The organism is Streptomyces sp. NPDC004658 (genome assembly GCF_040609555.1).
Taxonomy (GTDB): Bacteria; Actinomycetota; Actinomycetes; order Streptomycetales; family Streptomycetaceae; genus Streptomyces.
In genome coordinates this window covers 39876-59397 of record NZ_JBEXKG010000028.1, presented here as the reverse complement: position 1 = coordinate 59397, position 19522 = coordinate 39876, and the positions used below count along the sequence as shown (strand labels likewise).

General features: G+C 71.3%; 18 protein-coding genes. 8 read left to right on the top strand and 10 right to left on the bottom strand.

Annotated features, from left to right (window positions below; all coding sequences use genetic code 11):
* Positions 1-58: 58 nt before the first annotated feature.
* Both pth and ABZV94_RS13255 read left to right on the top strand, forming a co-directional pair.
* The gene (gene pth / locus ABZV94_RS13260) at positions 59-661 is read left to right on the top strand and encodes an aminoacyl-tRNA hydrolase (RefSeq protein ID WP_356340313.1); all 603 of its coding nucleotides are present in this window, start codon (positions 59-61) and stop codon (positions 659-661) included.
* A gap of 64 nt (positions 662-725) precedes the next feature.
* Positions 726-1220 (top strand): hypothetical protein, encoded by a 495-nt coding sequence (locus ABZV94_RS13255; RefSeq protein WP_356340312.1) that lies wholly within the window; start codon positions 726-728, stop codon positions 1218-1220.
* A gap of 70 nt (positions 1221-1290) precedes the next feature.
* Here ABZV94_RS13255 and ppc read toward each other — a convergent pair whose 3' ends face one another.
* Positions 1291-4023: a phosphoenolpyruvate carboxylase gene (gene ppc / locus ABZV94_RS13250; RefSeq protein ID WP_356340310.1), complete on the bottom strand. Its 2733-nt coding sequence runs from the start codon at positions 4021-4023 to the stop codon at positions 1291-1293.
* 304 nt (positions 4024-4327) lie between these two features.
* Here ppc and ABZV94_RS13245 point away from each other — a divergent pair, with 304 nt between their 5' ends.
* Entirely contained in the window at positions 4328-5335 is a 1008-nt protein-coding gene (locus ABZV94_RS13245) for an acyl-CoA desaturase (protein WP_356340309.1), read from the top strand.
* Positions 5332-6009 (top strand): TetR/AcrR family transcriptional regulator, encoded by a 678-nt coding sequence (locus ABZV94_RS13240; RefSeq protein WP_014673198.1) that lies wholly within the window; start codon positions 5332-5334, stop codon positions 6007-6009. Before ABZV94_RS13245 ends, ABZV94_RS13240 begins: the two co-directional genes overlap by 4 nt.
* A gap of 5 nt (positions 6010-6014) precedes the next feature.
* Here the strand turns inward: ABZV94_RS13240 and ABZV94_RS13235 are convergent, their stop codons facing one another.
* Positions 6015-6380 (bottom strand): glyoxalase, encoded by a 366-nt coding sequence (locus tag ABZV94_RS13235; protein WP_356340307.1) that lies wholly within the window; start codon positions 6378-6380, stop codon positions 6015-6017.
* A gap of 24 nt (positions 6381-6404) precedes the next feature.
* Positions 6405-7217, bottom strand: coding sequence for a trans-aconitate 2-methyltransferase (locus tag ABZV94_RS13230; protein WP_356340306.1), 813 nt, complete (start codon positions 7215-7217; stop codon positions 6405-6407).
* Positions 7218-7306: 89 nt separating this feature from the next.
* On the opposite strand from ABZV94_RS13230, the gene tamR reads away from it, so the two are divergent.
* Positions 7307-7804: a MarR family transcriptional regulator TamR gene (tamR, locus tag ABZV94_RS13225; protein ID WP_030650532.1), complete on the top strand. Its 498-nt coding sequence runs from the start codon at positions 7307-7309 to the stop codon at positions 7802-7804.
* Here tamR and ABZV94_RS13220 read toward each other — a convergent pair.
* Entirely contained in the window at positions 7763-8530 is a 768-nt protein-coding gene (locus ABZV94_RS13220; RefSeq protein WP_356340304.1) for a response regulator transcription factor, read from the bottom strand. The genes tamR and ABZV94_RS13220 overlap by 42 nt on opposite strands.
* A gap of 323 nt (positions 8531-8853) precedes the next feature.
* Here ABZV94_RS13220 and ABZV94_RS13215 point away from each other — a divergent pair, with 323 nt between their 5' ends.
* The gene (locus ABZV94_RS13215) at positions 8854-9297 is read left to right on the top strand and encodes an N-acetyltransferase (protein ID WP_356340303.1); all 444 of its coding nucleotides are present in this window, start codon (positions 8854-8856) and stop codon (positions 9295-9297) included.
* A 7-nt stretch (positions 9298-9304) separates the two neighbouring features.
* Here the strand turns inward: ABZV94_RS13215 and galK are convergent, their stop codons facing one another.
* The 3 genes from galK to galT are packed head-to-tail and all read right to left on the bottom strand — an operon-like array spanning position 9305 to position 12488.
* Positions 9305-10468 (bottom strand): galactokinase, encoded by a 1164-nt coding sequence (galK, locus tag ABZV94_RS13210; protein ID WP_356340301.1) that lies wholly within the window; start codon positions 10466-10468, stop codon positions 9305-9307.
* The gene (gene galE / locus ABZV94_RS13205; protein WP_356340300.1) at positions 10468-11430 is read right to left on the bottom strand and encodes a UDP-glucose 4-epimerase GalE; all 963 of its coding nucleotides are present in this window, start codon (positions 11428-11430) and stop codon (positions 10468-10470) included. The genes galK and galE overlap by 1 nt, the downstream gene beginning before the upstream one ends.
* Positions 11427-12488, bottom strand: a complete 1062-nt coding sequence (gene galT, locus ABZV94_RS13200) for a galactose-1-phosphate uridylyltransferase (RefSeq protein WP_356340298.1) — start codon at positions 12486-12488, stop codon at positions 11427-11429. The genes galE and galT overlap by 4 nt, the downstream gene beginning before the upstream one ends.
* Positions 12489-12682: 194 nt before the next feature.
* On the opposite strand from galT, the gene ABZV94_RS13195 reads away from it, so the two are divergent.
* Together ABZV94_RS13195 and ABZV94_RS13190 are read left to right on the top strand one after the other, a co-directional pair.
* Positions 12683-14374: a sodium:solute symporter family protein gene (locus ABZV94_RS13195; RefSeq protein ID WP_356340297.1), complete on the top strand. Its 1692-nt coding sequence runs from the start codon at positions 12683-12685 to the stop codon at positions 14372-14374.
* A gap of 20 nt (positions 14375-14394) precedes the next feature.
* The gene (locus ABZV94_RS13190; RefSeq protein ID WP_356340296.1) at positions 14395-14748 is read left to right on the top strand and encodes a hypothetical protein; all 354 of its coding nucleotides are present in this window, start codon (positions 14395-14397) and stop codon (positions 14746-14748) included.
* A gap of 151 nt (positions 14749-14899) precedes the next feature.
* Here the strand turns inward: ABZV94_RS13190 and ABZV94_RS13185 are convergent, their stop codons facing one another.
* From ABZV94_RS13185 to ABZV94_RS13175, 3 genes are all read right to left on the bottom strand, one after another.
* The gene (locus tag ABZV94_RS13185) at positions 14900-15589 is read right to left on the bottom strand and encodes a response regulator transcription factor (protein ID WP_356340295.1); all 690 of its coding nucleotides are present in this window, start codon (positions 15587-15589) and stop codon (positions 14900-14902) included.
* 159 nt (positions 15590-15748) lie between these two features.
* Entirely contained in the window at positions 15749-17530 is a 1782-nt protein-coding gene (locus tag ABZV94_RS13180) for a PQQ-binding-like beta-propeller repeat protein (RefSeq protein ID WP_356340293.1), read from the bottom strand.
* A 103-nt stretch (positions 17531-17633) separates the two neighbouring features.
* Positions 17634-19457, bottom strand: a complete 1824-nt coding sequence (locus tag ABZV94_RS13175) for a PQQ-binding-like beta-propeller repeat protein (protein WP_356340292.1) — start codon at positions 19455-19457, stop codon at positions 17634-17636.
* Between the last annotated feature and the right edge of the window lie 65 nt (positions 19458-19522).

The following is a 19522-nucleotide window of genomic DNA, read 5'->3' as shown; positions in this document are numbered from 1 at the left end:
ATCTGTTCAGCCGCCGCCTCCCTCGCCGGGGGCGGCGGCTGGCGCGTATCAAGGAGACATGGACGTGACCACCGCCGCCAGTGATCCCTGGCTGATCGTCGGGCTCGGCAATCCCGGGCCGGAGTACGCCATGAACCGGCACAACGTCGGTTTCATGGTGGCCGACCTGCTCGCGGAGCGGATCGGGGGGAAGTTCAAGCGGGCGGGCAAGGCGCAGGCGCAGGTGCTGGAGGGGCGGATCGGTCCGGCGGGGCCGGGGAGCCGCCGGGTGGTCCTGGCGAAGCCGATGTCGTACATGAACCTGTCCGGTGGTCCGGTGAACGCGCTGCGGGACTTCTACAAGGTTCCGGTGGCGAACATCGTGGCGGTCCATGACGAGCTGGACATCGACTACGGGACGCTGCGGCTGAAGCTGGGCGGCGGGGACAACGGGCACAACGGTCTGAAGTCGATGACGAAGGCGATGGGGCCGGACTACCACCGGGTGCGGTGCGGGATCGGCCGGCCGCCGGGCCGGATGCAGGTGGCGGACTTCGTGCTGAAGGACTTCTCCTCGGCGGAGCGCAAGGAGCTGGACTGGTTCGTGGACCGTGCGGCGGACGCGGTGGAGTGTCTGGTGACGGAGGGGCTGGAGCGGGCGCAGGGCACGTACAACTCCTGACTTGTCCGGGCTTGGGCCCGCGGGGAGTTGACCGGCCGTAGGGACATGGCCAATGATCCCGGCCATGCCTGCCACAGCCAGTACCGCTCGTCAGGCGTCCGTGTCCGCGTTGCGGTTCGGGCGGGTCGCGGCGATGGGTGCGCTCGCCGCGCTGATCGTGTTCGCCGGTGTGTGGGGGTCCTGGGGGACCGCCCAGCACGTGATGCTGGCGAAGGGGCGTGAGTCGGGCACGGTCCGGGTGACGGGCTGTGCCGACGACACCTGTACGGGGCCGTTCACGCCGACGTCGGCGGGGGCGCGGCCACGGGCGCGCGTGAAGATCGAGAAGTCGGTGGCGGTGCGTGCGGGGTCGACGTACGACGTCGTGCTGAAGCCCGGTACCGGGGACGCGGTGCGGTCCGGTCCGGCGGGCATCCTGTACGCCTGGGTGCCGCTGGGCGGGGCGCTGCTGCTGGCCTCGGTGGTCGTGGCGGGCGGGATGCGGCTGGTCCGGGCGGCCTGGGTGCTGGGGCTGTTCGGTGCGCTGCTGCTGACGGCGGCGTTCGCGGCCGTGCAGTGAGGACTGGGAAAAGAGGGTGCCCCCGGGGTCGTACGACCTCGGGGGCACCCTCTCTTCACGGGCGGGCGGGTCAGCCGGTGTTGCGCAGGCCCGCCGCCACGCCGTTGACGGTGAGCAGCAGGGCGCGGGAGAGCAGCGGGTCGGGGTCGGTGCCGGCCGCCGCGGCGTCGCGCTGCCGCTTGAGCAGGGCGACCTGGAGGTAGGAGATCGGGTCCAGGTAGGCGTCGCGGATGGCGAAGGTCTGCTTGAGGACCGGCTGGGCGTCGAGGAGTTCCTTCTCGCCGGTGATGCGCAGGACCTCGCGGACGGTCAGCTCGTGTTCGGCCTTGATGGTGTCGAAGACGTGCTTGAGTTCGTCGGGGACGAGGGTGTCGACGTAGTGCTGGGCGATCCGCAGGTCCGTCTTGGCGAGGGTCATCTCGACGTTGGAGATGAAGTTGCGGAAGAAGTGCCACTGCTCGTGCATCTCGCCGAGCACGGTGTCCAGACCGGTTTCCCGCAGCGCCTTGAGGCCGGAGCCGACGCCGAACCAGCCGGGCACGATCTGCCGGGACTGGGTCCAGCCGAACACCCACGGGATGGCGCGCAGACCGTCGAGCGAGACGCCCGAGCCGGGGCGGCGGGAGGGCCGCGAGCCCAGGTGCAGCTCGGCGAGCTGGTCGACGGGCGTGGAGGCGAGGAAGTACGTCGGCAGGTCCGGGTCCTCGACCAGGCGGCGGTAGGCGGCGTGGGCGGCGTCGGAGACGACGTCCATGGCCGCGTCCCAGCGGGCGAGGGCCTCGTCGGACTGGCGGGGCGCGGTGTGCAGGGCGGAGGCCTGGAGGGTGGCCGCGACGGTCAGTTCCAGGTTCTCCCGGGCGAGGGAGGGGATGAGGTACTTGTCGGAGATGACCTCGCCCTGCTCGGTGACCTTGATCTCGCCCTCCAGGGTGCCCCAGGGCTGGGCGAGGATGGCGTCGTGGGAGGGGCCGCCGCCGCGGCCGACGGTGCCGCCGCGGCCGTGGAAGAGGCGCAGGCGTACGCCGTAGCGGTGGGCGACGTCGCGCAGCCGGCGCTGGGCGCGGTGGATCTCCCACTGGCTGGTGGTGATGCCGCCGAACTTGGAGGAGTCGGAGTAGCCGAGCATGACCTCCTGGACGTCGCCGCGCAGCGCGACCAGGCGCCGGTAGGACGGGTCGGAGAGCATGTCCTCCAGGATGGTGTCGGCGGCCTTCAGCTCGTCGGTGGTCTCCAGGAGGGGGACGATGCCGATCTTGGCCCAGCCGGCGTGCAGGTCGAGCAGGCCGGCCTCGCGGGCGAGGACGGCGGCGGCGAAGACGTCGTCGGCGCCCTGGCACATGGAGATGATGTAGGACTCGATGACCTCGGGGCCGAAGACGTCCAGGGCGCGCTTGACGGTCTCGAAGACGCCGAGGGTCTTCTGTCCGGCGGCGTCGACGGGGGCCGGGGTGGGGGCGAGCGGCCTTCTGGAGCGCAGTTCCTTGGCGAGGAGCTTGGCGCGGTACTCGCGGGGCATGTCGGCGTAGCACCAGGACTCCTCGCCGAGCCGGTCGAAGAGCTGGCCGAGGGCGTGGTGGTGGGCGTCGGCGTGTTCGCGGACGTCCATGGTGGCGAGCTGGAGGCCGAAGGCGGCCAGGGTGCGGATGGTGCGGGCCAGGCGGCCGTCGGCGAACAGGCCGCCGCGGTGCTCGCGCAGGGAGGCCTGGATGATGCGCAGGTCCTTCAGCAGCTCTGCGGTGCCGAGGTAGTCGCGGCCTTCCTCGTGCGCGGTGCCCTTGGCGAGGCGCTGCTTGGTGTTCTCCAGCTTCTGCCGGATGCAGGTGGCCTTGAGCCGGTAGGGCTCCTCGGCGTTGAGGCGCTTGTAGCGGGGGCTGATCTCGGGGAGCAGCTCCAGGTCGGTCTTGAGGGAGTCGAGCAGCTCTTCGGTGGCGCCGGTGTAGCGGATGGAGTTGGAGAGCAGGCCGCGCAGCTCGTCGATCATCTCCAGGGCGTCGTTGATGCCGTGCTCGTGCTGGAGGATGAGGACGTCCCAGGTGACCTGGGGGGTGACGTTGGGGTTGCCGTCGCGGTCGCCGCCGATCCAGGTGCCGAAGGTGAGGGGGCGGGTGTCGTCGGGGAGCCTGACGCCGACGCGTTCCAGTTCGGCGGTCAGGTCCTCCAGGACGTCTCCGACGGCGTCGGCGTGCAGCTCGTCCAGGTAGTAGATCGCGTTGCGGGCCTCGTCGGCGGGTTCGGGGCGTACGACGCGCAGTTCGTCGGTCTGCCAGACGAGGTCGATGTTCTCGGCGAGGCGGACGTCGTGGCGGCGGCGGTCGGTGTCGAGGACGGGGGTGTCCAGGAGGGCGGCGATGCGGCGCAGCTTGTTGAGGACGGACCGGCGCGCGGCCTCGGTGGGGTGCGCGGTGAAGACCGGGCGGACGTTGAGGTTCTGGACGGTCTGCCGCAGGTGCTCGGGGTCGGCGTCCTTGAGCCGGTCGGCCGTGCGGGCGAGCAGGCCGCCCTCGGCGGCGCGCCGGGCGCGCAGTTCGCGGCCGCGGTGCACCTGTTCGGTGATGTTGGCGAGGTGGAAGTAGGTGGAGAAGGCGCGCACCAGCTTGGCCGCGGTCTCCAGTTCGGTGCCGCGCAGCAGCTCGGCGGCGGCGTCGCCGTCCTCGCGGGTGAGGCGGCGGACCTTCTCGACCAGTTCGAGGAGTTCGGGGCCTTCCTGCCGGACGAGGGTCTCCCCCAGGAGATCACCCAGCCGGCGGATGTCGGCGCGCAGCTCGCTGCTGGTTGTGGTGGTCTGGTCGTCGGCACTGCTCACAGGTGCGGCTCCTTGCAGTGTTGAAGCTCGTCTGGGAGGGAACCCGACCGGCTGCCACACACGGCGGGTGCCGCATACGGGCCGGAGGGTCCGGGAAGGAAACTTCAGCGGACCGCGCTGTCCGACCGAGTCCAAGGATAGGTGGCCATGTGGACGCGCTGGTTCTGGGGCTCTTGCCGCCGCGCGCCACGCTGCCATACTTACGTAGCCGTAGGTTACGGAACCGTAGGGAAGCACCGCAGAGTCCCGTACGGTCCCGGGGGCCCGGCACCTGCCTCGACCATCGACCCCACAGGGGACGCGCATGACCTCAAGTTCCGATGTGATCGAAGAAGCCCGTAAGGCCACCGACACACCCCCTCCCTCCGCCACGCTGGGCGGCGAGCAGAAGCGTTCGATCGAGCAGATCACGCTGCTCCTGTTCATCACCGTGCCGTTCCTGGCACTGGTGGCGGCCGTGCCGCTGGCCTGGGGCTGGGGGGTGAGCTGGCTCGACGTGGGCCTGCTGGTCTTCTTCTACTTCCTGGGGTGCCACGGCATCACGATCGGTTTCCACCGGTACTTCACCCACGGTTCGTTCAAGGCGAAGCGGCCGCTGCGGATCGCGCTCGCGATCATGGGCTCGCTGGCGGTCGAGGGCCCGCTGGTGCGCTGGGTGGCCGATCACCGCAAGCACCACCGGTTCTCCGACGCGGAGGGCGACCCGCACTCCCCGTGGCGGTTCGGCGAGACGGTTCCGGCGCTGATGAAGGGCCTGTGGTGGGCGCACATCGGCTGGATGTTCGACGAGGAGCAGACGCCGCAGGAGAAGTACGCGCCGGATCTGATCAAGGACCCGGCGATCCGGACGATCTCCCGGCTGTTCGTGCTGTGGACCGCCGTGTCGCTGCTGCTGCCGCCGCTGATCGGCGGTCTGGTGACGATGTCCTGGTGGGGTGCGTTCACCGCCTTCTTCTGGGGTTCACTCGTCCGGGTGGCGCTGCTGCACCACGTGACCTGGTCGATCAACTCCATCTGCCACGCGGTCGGCAAGCGGCCGTTCAAGTCCCGGGACCGTTCGGGCAACGTGTGGTGGCTGGCGGTGCTGTCCTGCGGGGAGTCCTGGCACAACCTGCACCACGCCGACCCGACGTCGGCGCGGCACGGCGTGATGCGCGGGCAGATCGACTCCTCGGCCCGGTTCATCCGCTGGTTCGAGCTGCTCGGCTGGGCGTACGACGTGCGCTGGCCGTCACGCTCGCGTATCGATTCGCGCCGTGACACCGGGGAAGGCGGCTCCCGGCGCGGGAGGGAGACGGCCGAGGCGGCATGATTGACGCCGTGGCGACCGACTCCAGCAGCACCTCAGGCAACGACAAGCAACGGCGGACCCGCCGGACCCGTATGACCGGTGCCGAGCGCCGCCAGCAGCTGCTGGAGATCGGTCGCACCCTCTTCGCCGCCAAGGGCTTCGAGGGCACGTCGGTGGAGGAGATCGCGGCGAAGGCCGGGGTGTCCAAGCCGGTGGTGTACGAGCACTTCGGCGGCAAGGAGGGGCTGTACGCGGTGGTCGTGGACCGCGAGATGCGGCGCCTGCTGGACATGGTCACCAGCTCGCTGACGGCCGGCCACCCGCGTGAGCTGTGCGAGCAGGCGGCGTTCGCCCTCCTGGACTACATCGAGGAGTACACGGACGGGTTCCGCATCCTGGTCCGCGACTCCCCGATCCCCCAGTCCACGGGCTCCTTCGCGTCCCTCATCTCGGACATCGCCACCCAGGTGGAGGACATCCTGGGCCGCGAGTTCAAGTCGCGCGGCTTCGATCCCAAGCTCGCCCCCCTGTACGCCCAGGCGCTGGTCGGCATGGTCGCGCTGACCGGGCAGTGGTGGCTGGACGTGCGCCGCCCGAAGAAGGCGGAGGTGGCGGCCCATCTGGTGAACCTGGCGTGGCACGGCCTGGACGGTCTGGAGCAGAAGCCGCGCCTGATAGGGCACCGCAAGAGCTGAACGCGCTAGTAGGGGGCCGGCTCCAGGAACTCCAGCCGGTTGCCGACGGGGTCCTCGGAGTGGAAGCGCCGGTGGCCGGGGAGTCCGTCGTCCCAGATGACGGGCGCACCGAACGCGGCGAGCCGGGCCGCGCAGGCCTCGATGCCCCGGACCCGCAGCCCCGGGTGGGCCTTCTTCGCGGGCCGGAAGTCGTCCTGGATCCCGACGTGGAGCCGGACGAAGCCCGCCTCGAACCAGCAGCCGCCGCGTGCGGCGAGCGCCGGCGGTTTGGGGATCTCGGTCATGCCGAGGACACCGGTGTGGTAGGCGCGCAGCCGGTCCTCGGAGCCGGGGGGTGCGGCCAGCTGGACGTGGTCGAGGGCCACGAGCATGCTCAGGCCTCCTTCCGCCTGTGCTCAGGCCGCCTTCACGGCCACGGCGAACAGCCTCCGGAACGGCAGGACCGTGCCGTACGGTGCGCTCGGGTAGGCCTCGCGCAGCAGGTCCCGGTAGGCGGTGAGGAAGGCGTCCCGCTCCTCGGGGTCGTCGGCGAGGGCGGTCAGGACGGGCCGCAGGCCGGTGCCCTTCACCCAGTCGAGGACAGGGTCCTCGCCCTGGAGGACGTGGTAGTACGTCGTCTCCCACACGTCGGCCGCGCAGCCGAGGCGGGTGAGGCGGTCGAGGTAGGTGCCGGGGGCGTGCACGGAGTCCGTCGGGCGCGGGACGCCGGCGAGGCGGTGCCGCCAGCGGGGGGTGGCCGCCAGGTCGCGCATCAGGGCGTGCAGGGGGGCGTCGGTGTTGTTCGGGACCTGGAAGGCGAGGGTGCCGCCGGGTGGGAGGGCGGCGATCCAGTCGGCGAAGCGGTCGGCGTGGCCCGGCACCCACTGGAGGGTGGCGTTGGAGACGATCAGGTCGTACGGCTCGGCGGGCGTCCAGGTCCGCACGTCGGCGTGGGCGAAGTCGAGCCGGCCGCCCTGGGCCGTGGGGCCCTCGTGGTCGACGTGGGCCTTGTCGAGCATCTCGGGCGCGTTGTCGTAGCCGGTGATGCGGGCGGTGGGCCAGCGGTCGGCGAGCAGGGCGGTGACGTTGCCGGGGCCGCAGCCGAGGTCGGCGATGCGGGGCGGGTCACCGGGCAGGCGCGGGATCCGGGCGAGGAGGTCGGCGAAGGGACGGGCCCGGTGACCCGCGTGGCGGAGGTACTGGGCGGGGTCCCAGCTGGGAGTCGTCATGCCTCTCACTTTCCCCGCCCCACTCTCTCGATGTCAAGATGCTCGATATCAAGAGACTTCACATCGACAGAACCACTACACTGATCTCCATGGAGGACGAGGTCGATCGGCTGGTCGCAGCGTGGCGCCGGGAGCGCCCGGACCTCGACGTGGAGCCGCTGGAAGTGCTCAGCCGGGTGAGCCGACTCGCCCGGCACCTCGACCGCGCCCGCCGGCTCGCCTTCGCCGAGCACCAGCTGGAGCCCTGGGAGTTCGACGTGCTGACGGCGCTCCGGCGCGCGGGCACGCCGTACCAGCTCTCGCCCGGCCAGCTGCTCACCCAGACCCTGGTCACCTCGGGCACGATGACCAACCGCATCGACCGGCTGGCGAAGAAGGGCCTGGTCGAGCGGCTGCCCGACCCCAGCGACCGGCGGGGCGTGCTGGTGCGGCTGACCGACGAGGGCCGCGACCGCGCGGACCAGGCGCTGGCCGGCCTGCTGGAGCAGGAACGGGCGATCCTCGCCGAGCTGTCCCGGGCCCAGCGCGCGGAACTGGCGAGCCTGCTACGCCAGCTGACCGCCCCGTTCGACAACATCCCCGGTTAGGTCCACCGGGCCCACCCCGGCCCGCCGGGCCAGCGCGACGGCGGCCAGCGTGGAGTGGACGCCCAGCTTGCCGAGGACGTTCTGCATGTGCGTGCGGACGGTGTGCGGGGAGAGGAACAGCCGCTCGGCGACGGCCTTGCGGCCGAGCCCGGCGACCATGCAGCGCAGCACCTCCCGCTCGCGCGGAGTGAGGGACTCCACCAGCCGCTCGCTCTCGGTGCGGTGCTTGCGCGCCGCCGTCAGCTCCTTCAGCACGCCGGTGAGCAGCGCGGGCGGCAGATGCGTCTCGTCGCGCAGCACTCCCCGGATCACCGTCAGCAGCCGGGACAGCGAGCAGTCCTTGGCGACCCAGCCGGACGCCCCGGCCTGGAGGGCGAGGGCAGCGCGGCGCGGGTCGTCCTTCTCCGCGAGCACGACGATCCGTACGGCGGGGTGGGTGGCCCGGACCCCGGTGACGAGCGAGATCCCGTCGACGAGGCCCTCCTCGTCGCCCTCCTGCACCGGTACGGCCGGGCGGGCGCCGGGCAGCCGGCCGCCCAGGTCGGCGTCGACCAGGAGGACGTCGTAGCGCCGGCCCTCGCCGGCCGCGCGCTCCAGGCAGCGCAGCGCGGCCGGGCCGCTGCCGGCGGCAAAGACGTCGACGTCGGGCTCGGCGGCCAGGGCGGCGGCGAGCGACTCGGCGAAGATGCGGTGGTCGTCCACGACCAGGACTCGGATGCGAACCACGTAACCCCCTTCCCCAGGCTCCGCGTGGAGCAGGGGATACCCAAGGTCCGGAAAGCTCCGGAATTGGCCGGTCCGGAAAAGCCCGGAAAGGATCCGGAGAACGACGACCGGCGCGGGTACGACACCCGCGGAGAGGGGAACGCGCGCCGCACGGCCGCCGCCGTTGCGGACAGTGCTACCCCCACCGCGGGCGCCGTACCCGCCTGTCTCGCCCCCTGAGCGGCACCGGCCCCCACCGGTGCTGCTCCACAGAGTACGGATGGGAGCACGCAGCGGAAGGCGAATCGCAGAACTGGCCGTCCGACGCGTTTATGGTGTGCCGCATGTTTCGTATTGAGGCGGAAGTCGACAAAGAACGACGGGAACTGCTCCGCTCACGGCTGTGGGAGACCAACACGGCCGCGTCCCCGGTGCTGGCCGCGCTGCGCGGCACGCCCGCCGAACGCGACACGCCCCTCCACGTATGGGCACTGGACACCGCGGGCGGCCTGGCGGGGGGCCTGGTCGGCCACACCTGGACGACCTGGCTGCACGTCACCTACCTGTGGGTGGACGCCCAGCACCGCGGCTCGGGCCTCGGCAGCCGCCTGCTCGCGGAGGCCGAGCGCATCGCCGCCGCCGACCGCGGCTGCACCGCGTCCCGCCTGGAGACGTGGGACTTCCAGGCCCCGGACTTCTACCGGAAACAGGGCTACGAGGTGGTGTGCGTGATCCCCGACTACCCGCCGGGGATCACGGAGTACGTCCTGACGAAGAGGCTCGGCTGACCCAGGCTCACAGGAGCTGTAGCGCCCCCGCCGACGGGACCGCCTCGAAGACCCGCGGGGCCGTGAAGCCCGACGCCGCGAAGGCCTCCTCGACCGCCTTGGTCAGGGTGTCGACGTCCGTCGCCTCCGCCAGGACGATCGCCGAGCCGCCGAAGCCGCCGCCCGTCATGCGGGCGCCCAGGGCGCCCGCGCCGAGGGCCGTGTCGACGACCAGGTCCAGCTCGGGGCAGGAGATGCGGAAGTCGTCGCGGAGCGAGGCGTGGCCAGCGGTGAGGACCGGGCCGATGGCGCGGGTGTCGCCGGCCCGCAGGAGGGCGACGGTGCGTTCGACCCGTTCGTCCTCCGTGACCACGTGGCGGACCAGGCGGACGACCTCCTCCTCGTCGCCGAGGCGGGCGAGGGCCGCGTCCAGGCCGTCGTAGGGGATGTCCCGCAGGGCGTCGACGCCGAGCAGGGCCGCGCCCTTCTCGCAGCCGGCCCGGCGCTTGCCGTACTCGCCCCCGCTGTGGGCGTGCTTGACCCGGGTGTCGACCACCAGCAGGCGCAGGCCCTCGGCCACGAGGTCGAAGGGGATCTGCTGCTGGGACAGGTCGCGGGTGTCCAGGAACAGCGCGTGGCCCTGCTCGCAGCAGGCCGACGCCGTCTGGTCCATGATCCCGGTCGGCGCGCCGACGTAGACGTTCTCGGCGCGCTGGCACAGGCGGGCCAGCCGCCAGCGCGGCAGGCCCAGGTCGTACAGGTCGTTCAGCGCCAGGGCGATCACGACCTCCAGCGCGGCCGACGAGGACAGGCCCGCGCCCGTCGGGACCGTCGAGGCCAGGTGGACGTCGGCGCCGGTCACCTCGTGACCCGCCTCGCGCAGCGCCCAGACCACGCCCGCCGGGTACGCCGTCCACTCCCGGTCGGTCCCCGGGGCGAGGGCGTCCAGCCGCAGCTCCGTGATCCGCGCGGCCCCGCCCTCGACGTCCGCCGAGTGCAGGCGCAGGACGCCGTCGTCGCGGCGGGAGACCGCGGCGACCGCCTGGTGCGGCAGCGCGAACGGCATGACGAAGCCGTCGTTGTAGTCGGTGTGCTCGCCGATCAGGTTGACCCGGCCGGGCGCCGCCCACACGCCCTCCGGCTCGGCCCCGTACAGCTCGGCGAAGCGCTCCGCGACCTGCTGTGCCCCCACTAGTGCTCCCTCGTGATGCTCTGCGCGAACTCCCACGCGTCCGCGACGATGCCCGCGAGATCCGCGCGGGTCGGGTTCCAGCCCAGTTTCTCGCGGGCGGTGTCCGCGGAGGCGACCAGGACCGCCGGGTCGCCGCCCCGGCGCGGCGCGACCACCTCGGGGATCGGGTGGCCGGTGACCTCGCGGACGGTCTCGATGACCTGGCGGACGGAGAAGCCGTTGCCGTTGCCGAGGTTGCAGATCAGGTGCTCGCCCGGGGTGGCGGCGCGGACGGCCAGCAGGTGGGCCTCGGCCAGGTCGGCGACGTGGATGTAGTCGCGGACGCAGGTGCCGTCGGGGGTCGGATAGTCGTCGCCGTACACCGAGATCGCGTCGCGGCGGCCCTGGGCGACCTGGAGGACCAGCGGGATCAGGTGCGACTCGGGGTCGTGGCGCTCGCCGTACGCGCCGTAGGCGCCCGCCACGTTGAAGTAGCGCAGGGAGACCGCCGCCAGGCCGTGCGCGTGCGCCTCGCCGGTGATCATGTGGTCGACGGCGAGCTTGGAGGCGCCGTAGGGGCTGGTGGGCCGTGTGGGGGCGGTCTCCCGGATCGGGGTCTGCTCCGGTTCGCCGTAGGTGGCGGCCGTGGAGGAGAACACCAGCTTGCGGACGCCGGCCTCGCGCATCGCGGCGAGCAGGGCCATGCTGCCGCCGACGTTGTTGTCCCAGTACTTCTCCGGCTTCACCACCGACTCGCCGACCTGCGAGAACGCGGCGAAGTGCAGGACGCCGTCGAAGGAGGGGTCGAGCCACTTGGCGGCGTCGCGGATGTCGCCCTCGATGAAGGCCGCGCCGGCCGGGACGCCCGCGCGGAAGCCGGTGGAGAGGTTGTCGAGGACGGTGACCTCGTGGCCGGCCTCCAGCAGGTGCTGGGCCACGACACTGCCGACGTATCCCGCGCCACCCGTCACCAGGTACTTCATGAACTCGCTACCTCTCGCAGTCGCTCGGCCGCGCGCTCCGGCGGCACGTCGTTGATGAACACGCTCATGCCGGACTCGGAACCCGCGAGGAACTTCAGCTTGCCGGAAGTACGGCGGATGGTGAAAAGCTCGAGGTGGAGCGCGAAGTCGTCGCGCGTGACACCGTCGAACTCCTCCAGCGCGCCGAACGGGGCCTGGTGCCAGCCCGAGATGTACGGCGTGGGCGGCTCACCCTCGCCGAAGATCCGGTCGAAGCGCCTCAAGAGTTCCAGGTAGACCTGGGGGAATTCTGTGCGGGCGGCCTCGTCCAGGGCGAGCAGGTCGGGCACGCGGCGCCTGGGGTAGAGGTGGACCTCGTACGGCCAGTGCGCCGCGTACGGCACGAAGGCCGCCCAGTGTTCACCCTCAAGGACGACCCGCTCGCCGGCGAGTTCCCGCTCCAGGACGGCGTCGAACAGGTTCTCCCCGCCGGTGGCCTCCTTGTGCGCGGCGAGTGAGCGGAGCATCAGCGCGGTGCGCGGCGTGGTGAAGGGGTAGGCGTAGATCTGTCCGTGCGGGTGGCCGAGGGTCACACCGATCTCGGCACCGCGGTTCTCGAAACAGAACACCTGCTCGACGGAGGGCAGATGCGACAGCTCCGACGTGCGGTCCGTCCACGCGTCCAGCACCAGCCGCGCCTGCTCGACGCTCAGGTCGGCGAAGGAGGCGTCGTGGTCGGAGGTGAAGCAGACGACCTCGCAGCGGCCGGAGTCGCCGGCGAGGGAGGGGAAGCGGTTCTCGAAGACGACGACGTCGTACGAGGAGTCCGGGATCTCGCTGAGCCGGTCGCCGCGGGTGGGGCACAGGGGGCACTCGTCGGCCGGCGGGTGGTAGGTGCGGCCCTGGCGGTGCGAGGCCACGGCGACCGAGTCGCCGAGCAGCGGGTCGCGGCGGATCTCGGACGTGGTGACCGTGCGGTCCAGCGGGCGCCGGTCGACCGCGTCGCGCACGGTGTCGTCCCGCAGGTCGTAGTAGATCAGCTCACGACCGTCGGCCAGCCGGGTCGAGGTCTTCTTCACGCCGGACTCCTTGTTCGGGCCCTACGGGTGTGTCCGCACCCAATCACTCAACACAAACAAACATAACAGACCACAACTCCACAACACCTCGGTCGATCACAATCAAACAAAGAACACCAGTCGAAGTGTTCAAATATCGAACACGGCGGCGTAGGTTCCGCTCTGGATCAGTTCGCGCAACGAAGCGAGTTCTCATGCAAACCCCCACATACGCCCCCACCCAACTGGCGGCGGAGCTACGACTCCCCACCAACTGGCTGGACTACACGATCCTGGCGATCTACTTCGTCGTCGTCCTGGGCATCGGCTTCGCGGCCCGCCGCTCGGTCAAGACGAGCCTCGACTTCTTCCTCTCGGGACGCTCGCTGCCCGCCTGGATCACCGGCCTCGCCTTCATCTCGGCGAACCTGGCGGCCACCGAGATCCTCGGCATGGCCGCGAACAGCGCCCAGTACGGCGCCTACACCGTCCACTGGTACTGGATCGGTGCCATCCCCGCCATGGTCTTCCTCGGCCTGGTGATGATGCCCTTCTACTACGGCAGCAAGGTCCGCTCGGTCCCCGAGTTCCTGCTGCTGCGCTTCGACCGGGGCGCCCACCTGCTCAGCTCGATCCTGTTCGCGTTCGCCGCCATCCTGATCGCGGGCGTCAACCTCTACGCCCTCGCGATCGTCGTCGAGGCCCTGCTCGGCTGGCCGCAGTGGGTCGCCATCGTCGTCGCCGGCGCGTTCGTCCTCGCGTACATCACCCTGGGCGGCCTGTCCTCGGCGATCTACAACGAGGTGCTCCAGTTCTTCGTGATCCTGGCCGCGCTCATCCCGATCACGATCCTCGGCCTGAAGAAGGTCGGCGGCTGGGGCGGGCTGACCGACAAGCTCACCGCCACCCACGGCGCCGATTTCACCACCGCCTGGGGAGGTACCGGCATCGGGCACGCCAACCCACTCGGCGCGAACTGGCTGACCATCGTCCTCGGCCTCGGCTTCGTGCTCTCCTTCGGCTACTGGACCACCAACTTCGCCGAGGTGCAGCGCGCCCTGTCCGCGAAGAACCTCTCGGCGGGTCAGCGCACCCCGCTCATCGCGGCCTACCCCAAGATCTTCATCGTCTTCCTGGTGATGATCCCGGGCCTGGTCGCCGCCGCGATCGTCCCGAAGTTCGGCACCGCCGGCTCCGGCTACCAGTACAACGACGCCATCCCCTTCCTGATGCAGGAACTGCTGCCCAACGGCGTGCTCGGCATCGCCGTCACCGGCCTGCTGGCCGCCTTCATGGCGGGCATGGCGGCCAACGTGTCGTCCTTCAACACGGTGTTCACCAACGACATCTGGGCGAAGTACGTGGTGCGGGGGCGCGAGGACGGCTACTACGTCCGCTTCGGCCGGCTGATCACCGCGATCGGCGTCTGCGCGTCCGTCGGCACGGCGTTCCTTGCGTCCTCGTTCTCGAACATCATGAGCTACCTCCAGACGCTGTTCTCCTTCTTCAACGTGCCGATGTTCGTCGTCTTCATCGTCGGCATGTTCTGGAAGCGGGCGTCCGCGAAGTCCGGGTTCTGGGGCCTGCTCGCCGGCACCGTCACCGCGATGGTCAACTACTTCGTCCTCTACAAGAAGGACATCATCTCCATCCCGACCGACCAGGGCGCCAACTTCGTCTCCGCCATCGCGGGCTTCGTCGCCGGCGCGGTGGTGATGGTCGCGGTGTCCCTGTTCACCAGGCCGAAGCCGGTGGAGGAGTTGCAGGGCCTGGTCTACGGCACCCGCTCCCCCGGCATGACCGAACCGCCCGCCGAAGGCGACGACGCGTGGTACCGCAAGCCGGCCCTGCTGGGCTGGGGCGCGGTCGTGCTGGCCGCCGTCTGCTACATCCCGTTCTCGTTCTGACGCGGGAGGACCGAGGAACCATGACTGAGCATCCTGAGCACCCCGAGCAGGGCCGGCGTCCGCTGCACTACACCGAGCAGGACGTCCTGCGGGAGGTCTCCGAGCTGGAGACCAAGTCGGCGACCGCGGCGCGCATCTTCGACCTGCGGCGCATCATCGGCGGACTGTTCGTGGTCTACGGCGTCATCGTCACGATCACCGGGATCACCGACTCGCAGGCCGCGATCGACAAGGCCGAGGGCGTGAACATCAATCTGTGGACCGGGATCGGCATGCTGCTCCTGGGCATCTTCTTCCTGGCCTGGCTGAAGCTGCGGCCCACTCCCCCGCCGCTTCCTCCGGAGGGTCTGCCGGAGGAGAAGACCGGCGAGTAGGCGCCGTCTCCGTCTGCGGGCGCGCGGGGGGCTGGTCGCGCAGTTCCCCGCGCCCCTGGGCACGTGCAGCCACCGTCGGCCGGCATGCCCGCGCAGGCGGCACCCCGTCAGCGCGGGCAAGCGACTCCACCCCGCCACCGGCGAAGGGCGCCTATTCAGGGCCGCCGACGCCCCGCGCGGGGCCCGCGCGGTCCAGCAGGCCCGTTCGGGCTGCCAGGGCCGCCGCCTCCAGGCGGGAGCCCACGCCCAGTTTCATCAGCACCCGCTGGACATGCGTACGCGCCGTGCTCGGTGCGATGCCCATGCCCGCCGCGATGCGCCGCGTGTCCTCCCCGTCGGCCACCCGCACCAGCACCTCGACCTCCCGCGGCGTCAGCATCTCCAGCAGCCGCTGGGCCTCGTCGTCGGGCTGTGCGGCCGGATTCAGCAGCTCACCGAAGGCCCCCTGGAGCAGCTGCGGGGCCACCGCCGCCTCCCCGGCCCTCGCCTTCATGATGGCCCGCTCGACGCCCTCGATCCGCTCGTCGTGCCGCACGTACCCCGACGCGCCCGCGGCGAAGGCCGCCGCGATCCCGCGCGGTGACGGCACCGGGCCCAGCACCAGCACCGCCACCTGCGGACGCTCCCGCTTGATCTTGACCACCGGGTCGAAGACCCCCGGCTCGGCCGGCGCCGCCGTGCCCAGCAGGCACACCTCGGGCGCCCGCGCGATCACGAGGTCGGCCGCGCCCGCGGCCGGCGCCGCCGCGGCGAGCACCCGGTGCCCGCGCAGCTTGAGCGCGGACGCCAGCGCCTCCGCGAGCAGCCGATGGTCGTCCACGACCATGAGCCGCACTCCCATAGAGCAACCCCCCAGTCCCCCCGGCACCCCCGCCCTTCATGCCCCCGGAAGCTACACGCTTGTTCGACGTCGCGCTGCCCCTCTTCATGAGAAGTGCCCCGGATCGATGAAATCCGGGGCACTTCTCGGCAAGTCACTCATTCGGGTGAGGCCGGCGGGTCAGCCGTCCGCGCCGAACGCCATCACGAGGTACTCCTTGCTGTACGAGGACATGTCCCGCTCCTTGGCGAACACCGCGGACATGTACAGCCGGCCCTTGGCGAAGCGGAGTTCCGCGTACTCCGGCAGCAGGTTGACCTCGGAGTCCCGCACGCTCTTCGTGGACGGGTTCTCCAGCAGCTCGGTCACCTTGAACGAGCCGCCGTCGATGCTGACGACCTGGCCGCCCCTGTTGTACGGCGGCGCGTTGTAGGCGAGCAGATTGCCGCCGTCCATGCGCAGCGGGGAGAGGGTGTAGCCGTCGCCGGCCTCGGCGCGCTGGCCGGTCGGCTTGCCGGTCCTCAGGTCGAAGGCGACGATCTCGTTGGTCTTGGTGTACTCGCCCTTGCCGTCGTGCGCCTCGGTCATCAGGTACAGCCTGCCGTTGCCCGCCACGATCTGCCGGCAGTCCTCGATGCGGGTGGTGCCGTCGCAGCGGCCCCCGTAGGTGTCGCCGGGCGCCGGGATGCGGGCGAGCAGCTTGCCGGTCCGGTCGTCGATGGAGAAGTAGTCCGAGACACCGCTGCCGTCGCCCGCGCTCTGGCCGACGTCGGCCGCGACCACCAGCGGGTCGGTGGAGACGACGGAGGCGTAGGCGACGCCGTCCGGCATCTTGTACTCGGAGATCACCTTGCCGCTGACCGGGTCGATGGTCTGGATGCTGAGCTGCGGGTCGTCGTACTCGCCGCACTTGCGCACCGCGACCAGCCTGGTGCCGCCGCCGTACCCCTCGTCGTAGCAGGTGTCGTCCGGCTTCGGCTGCCACAGCGTCTTGCCGGACGCGATGTCGAACGCGGCGCCGCCGGAGGAGCCGCCGACCGCGACGGTGTGCCGAGCCACCGTCACGTTGGAGAACATGACCGGGTAGTCACCGGACTTGACCGACTTCGTCCACAGCTTCTTCCCCGCGGTGAGGTCGATCGCGGCGACCTGGCTGCACCCCGCGGAAGAGTTCTTCTCAGGCATCTTCGGCTGGAAGGCGACCGCCGTCCGGCCGTCCTCGTCGACGTGCTTGCTGGCCGCGCAGACCGGGCCGGGCAGCTTGACCGTCCACAGCACGGTGCCCTTCACCGGGTCGTACCCGGTGATCCTCGCGATGCCGCTCTTGGCGTACACCGTGTCCGTCAGCCACGAGCCCACGGTGCTGACCGTGTCGTCCGCCTTGGGCAGCGGCACGCCGAAGAGCAGCCGGGAGGCCGGGTCGGCGGGCGCCTTCTCCTTGCCGCCACCGCCGGTCGTGCCCCCGGAGCCCTTGTCGTTCGAGCCGCCGGTGCCGCCGGAGGAGGACGCGGTCTCGTGCTTGCCGCCGTCGCCCCCGGAGGACCTGGCGTACCAGATGCCGCCGCCGACGATCAGCGCGATGGCGACGACCGCCGCGACGACGATGAACAGCACGGTGTTGTTCCGCCCGCCGCCCGCTGCCGGCTGGGGCGCCATCGGCACGGTCGGCGGCTGTCCCTGGCCCGGGTGGCCGTAACCCGGCTGCATGCCCTGGAGGGGCTGCGTGGGCTGGGCGTAGGGGTTGTGCGGCTGGGCGCCGTAGCCGGGAACCTGCGGGGCGGTGGGGGCCGGGGGCTGCGCGTACGGGTTGGGCTGCGTGCCGGGATAGCCGTAGCCGGGCTGCGCGGGCGGTGCCGGCGGATGGCCGTACCCCGGCTGCGGGGGCTGGGACGGCGGCTGCGGGGGCTGGGACGGCGGCTGGTTGGGCGGCTGGTTCGGGGGTGGCGGGGGCGGTTGGGTCATGGCGCGGGTACCTCGGTGACGCTCGGAAGGCCGTACGGCGGACGGGACTCGGGAAGGACGGGCCGCGGCCGGCACGGGGGCCGGCCGCGGCGGTGCGCCGGGCTCAGTTGCCGAAGGCCATCATGAGCTTCTCCTTCGAGTCGTCGTCGCCGGACAGCCGGCCCGAGGAGATGAACAGCCGCCCGCCGACCCAGTCGACGACGCCGTCGTAGAAGGTGTCCTCGACCTCGGCGGCGCCCTGCGGGTTCTGCAGGAGCCTGGTCGTCCTGTGGGAGGAGCCGGTGACCGGCACCGACACCACCTGGCCGCCCGCGTCGTACGACGGCTGGACGTACGCGATGAGCTTGCCGCCCTCGACCTTCACCGGTGCCATCGGCTGGTCCACCGGGGACTTGACCCGCCACTTCGCCTTGCCGTCGGAGAGGCTGATCGCGACGATCTCGTTGGCGCTGACCGTGGAGTCGGTGGGCAGGTAGAGCGTGTCGGCGTCGACCGCCACGCCCTGGCAGCCCTGCAACTCCCGTTCGAGGACGGCCCAGCCGCAGCGGGGGGCGAACTTCTCGTTCACCTTCACCTCCGAACGGAACTTGCCGTCCTTGGTGAACGTGGAGATGTTCCAGGCCTTCTTGTCCCGGTTGGTCAGGTAGACCACGAGCGGGTCGACCGAGTAGGTCCGGGTCACCTCCCAGCCCTTCTTCACCGTCTGGGTCCAGCGGACCTTGCCGGTGGCCGGATCGAGTTCCTGGATCTCCTCGTGCTCCTTGGCGGTGCCGGCGCCGCAGGAGGCCACCTGGACCAGCCGGCCGGTGCCGCCCGCGAAGGCGGCCGGGAAGCAGGCCGCGCCGTACCTCTTCTTGTCGTACAGCTTCTTGCCGCTGTCGATGTCGTACGCCGTGCCCGACTGGGAACGGCCCACCATCAACGTCTTGCCGCTGACCGTGAGTTCGACGGTGAGCGCGCTGTCGAACAGTCCGCCGTCGGCGACCTCGGTGCTCCAGCCCTTCTCGCCGGTGCGCAGGTCGAGCTGCTGGAGCTGGTTGCACTTGGCGCGGTCGCCGCCGCCGCTCATGTACGCCACGACGACCTTGTCGTCGGCCGACTTCTGCGGGGTGACCGCGCAGATCTTCTGCGGGAAGGCGAGCGGCCCCCAGGCGGTGCCGCCGTCACCGGTGCGGAAGGCGAACACCTGCTTGTAGGCCGCCTTCACCGCCGTGTCGCCGGTGATCCACATGCCGGGTGCGTCGGCACCCGAGGCCGGGGCGTCCGGCGCCGGCTTGTACCAGAGCACCTTCGCCTCGCCGGGCCGGCGGTCCTTGTTGAGGTTCTCCGGGTCCTCGCCGCCGCCGGACGTGGTCGGGGAGGGGGTGGCGGAGTCCTTCGGGTCGTCGCTCTGCCGGGCGACCGGCTTCTTCCCGCCGCCGTCGCCGCTGCCGGTGAACGCGAACACCGTGCCGCCGATGACGAGCAGCGCGGCCACCGCGGCACCGATGATCAGGGCCGTCCTCTTCCCGGAGGCCGGCTTGCCGTCGAAGGGGGCGCCGGCCGCGGCGCCGGGCATGCCCGGGTACGGCGGCTGCTGCGGGGGGCCGTAGCCGGGCTGCGGGGTGCCGTACGGGCCGGGCTGCTGCGGGGGTTGCTGCGGGTAGCCGTAGGGACCGGGGGTGCCACCGTAAGGGCCCGGCTGCTGCGGATAGCCGTAGCCCGGTGGGGGCTGCGGGGGCTGCTGCGGAGGGCCGGCGGGCGGCTGGGGCGCGACGAAACCGCCCTGCGCCGGCGGGGCCTGGGGAGCGGCGCCCTGTCCGCCCTGCGCCGGTGGCGTCTGCGGGGGCGGGCCGAAACCACCGGCCGGCGGAGGCTGGGCCCCCGGCGGCTGGTCCTGCGGCGGTCCGAATCCGCCCTGCGGCGGCTGGTTGGGCGGCTGAGTCATCAGCGCTCTTCCCCCTCGTTCACTGATTTTTAGCCACGCCCTGAGGTTCGCGACGGACTCAAGGT

Coding starts and splice junctions, on each gene's coding strand:
- pth (WP_356340313.1), top strand. CDS start 59: ATGGACGTGACCACCGCCGCCAGTGATCCCTGGCTGATCGTCGGGCTC.
- ABZV94_RS13255 (WP_356340312.1), top strand. CDS start 726: ATGCCTGCCACAGCCAGTACCGCTCGTCAGGCGTCCGTGTCCGCGTTG.
- ABZV94_RS13245 (WP_356340309.1), top strand. CDS start 4,328: ATGACCTCAAGTTCCGATGTGATCGAAGAAGCCCGTAAGGCCACCGAC.
- ABZV94_RS13240 (WP_014673198.1), top strand. CDS start 5,332: ATGATTGACGCCGTGGCGACCGACTCCAGCAGCACCTCAGGCAACGAC.
- ABZV94_RS13235 (WP_356340307.1), bottom strand. CDS start 6,380: ATGCTCGTGGCCCTCGACCACGTCCAGCTGGCCGCACCCCCCGGCTCC.
- ABZV94_RS13230 (WP_356340306.1), bottom strand. CDS start 7,217: ATGACGACTCCCAGCTGGGACCCCGCCCAGTACCTCCGCCACGCGGGT.
- tamR (WP_030650532.1), top strand. CDS start 7,307: ATGGAGGACGAGGTCGATCGGCTGGTCGCAGCGTGGCGCCGGGAGCGC.
- ABZV94_RS13215 (WP_356340303.1), top strand. CDS start 8,854: ATGTTTCGTATTGAGGCGGAAGTCGACAAAGAACGACGGGAACTGCTC.
- galE (WP_356340300.1), bottom strand. CDS start 11,430: ATGAAGTACCTGGTGACGGGTGGCGCGGGATACGTCGGCAGTGTCGTG.
- ABZV94_RS13195 (WP_356340297.1), top strand. CDS start 12,683: ATGCAAACCCCCACATACGCCCCCACCCAACTGGCGGCGGAGCTACGA.
- ABZV94_RS13190 (WP_356340296.1), top strand. CDS start 14,395: ATGACTGAGCATCCTGAGCACCCCGAGCAGGGCCGGCGTCCGCTGCAC.
- ABZV94_RS13185 (WP_356340295.1), bottom strand. CDS start 15,589: ATGGGAGTGCGGCTCATGGTCGTGGACGACCATCGGCTGCTCGCGGAG.
- ABZV94_RS13180 (WP_356340293.1), bottom strand. CDS start 17,530: ATGACCCAACCGCCCCCGCCACCCCCGAACCAGCCGCCCAACCAGCCG.
- ABZV94_RS13175 (WP_356340292.1), bottom strand. CDS start 19,457: ATGACTCAGCCGCCCAACCAGCCGCCGCAGGGCGGATTCGGACCGCCG.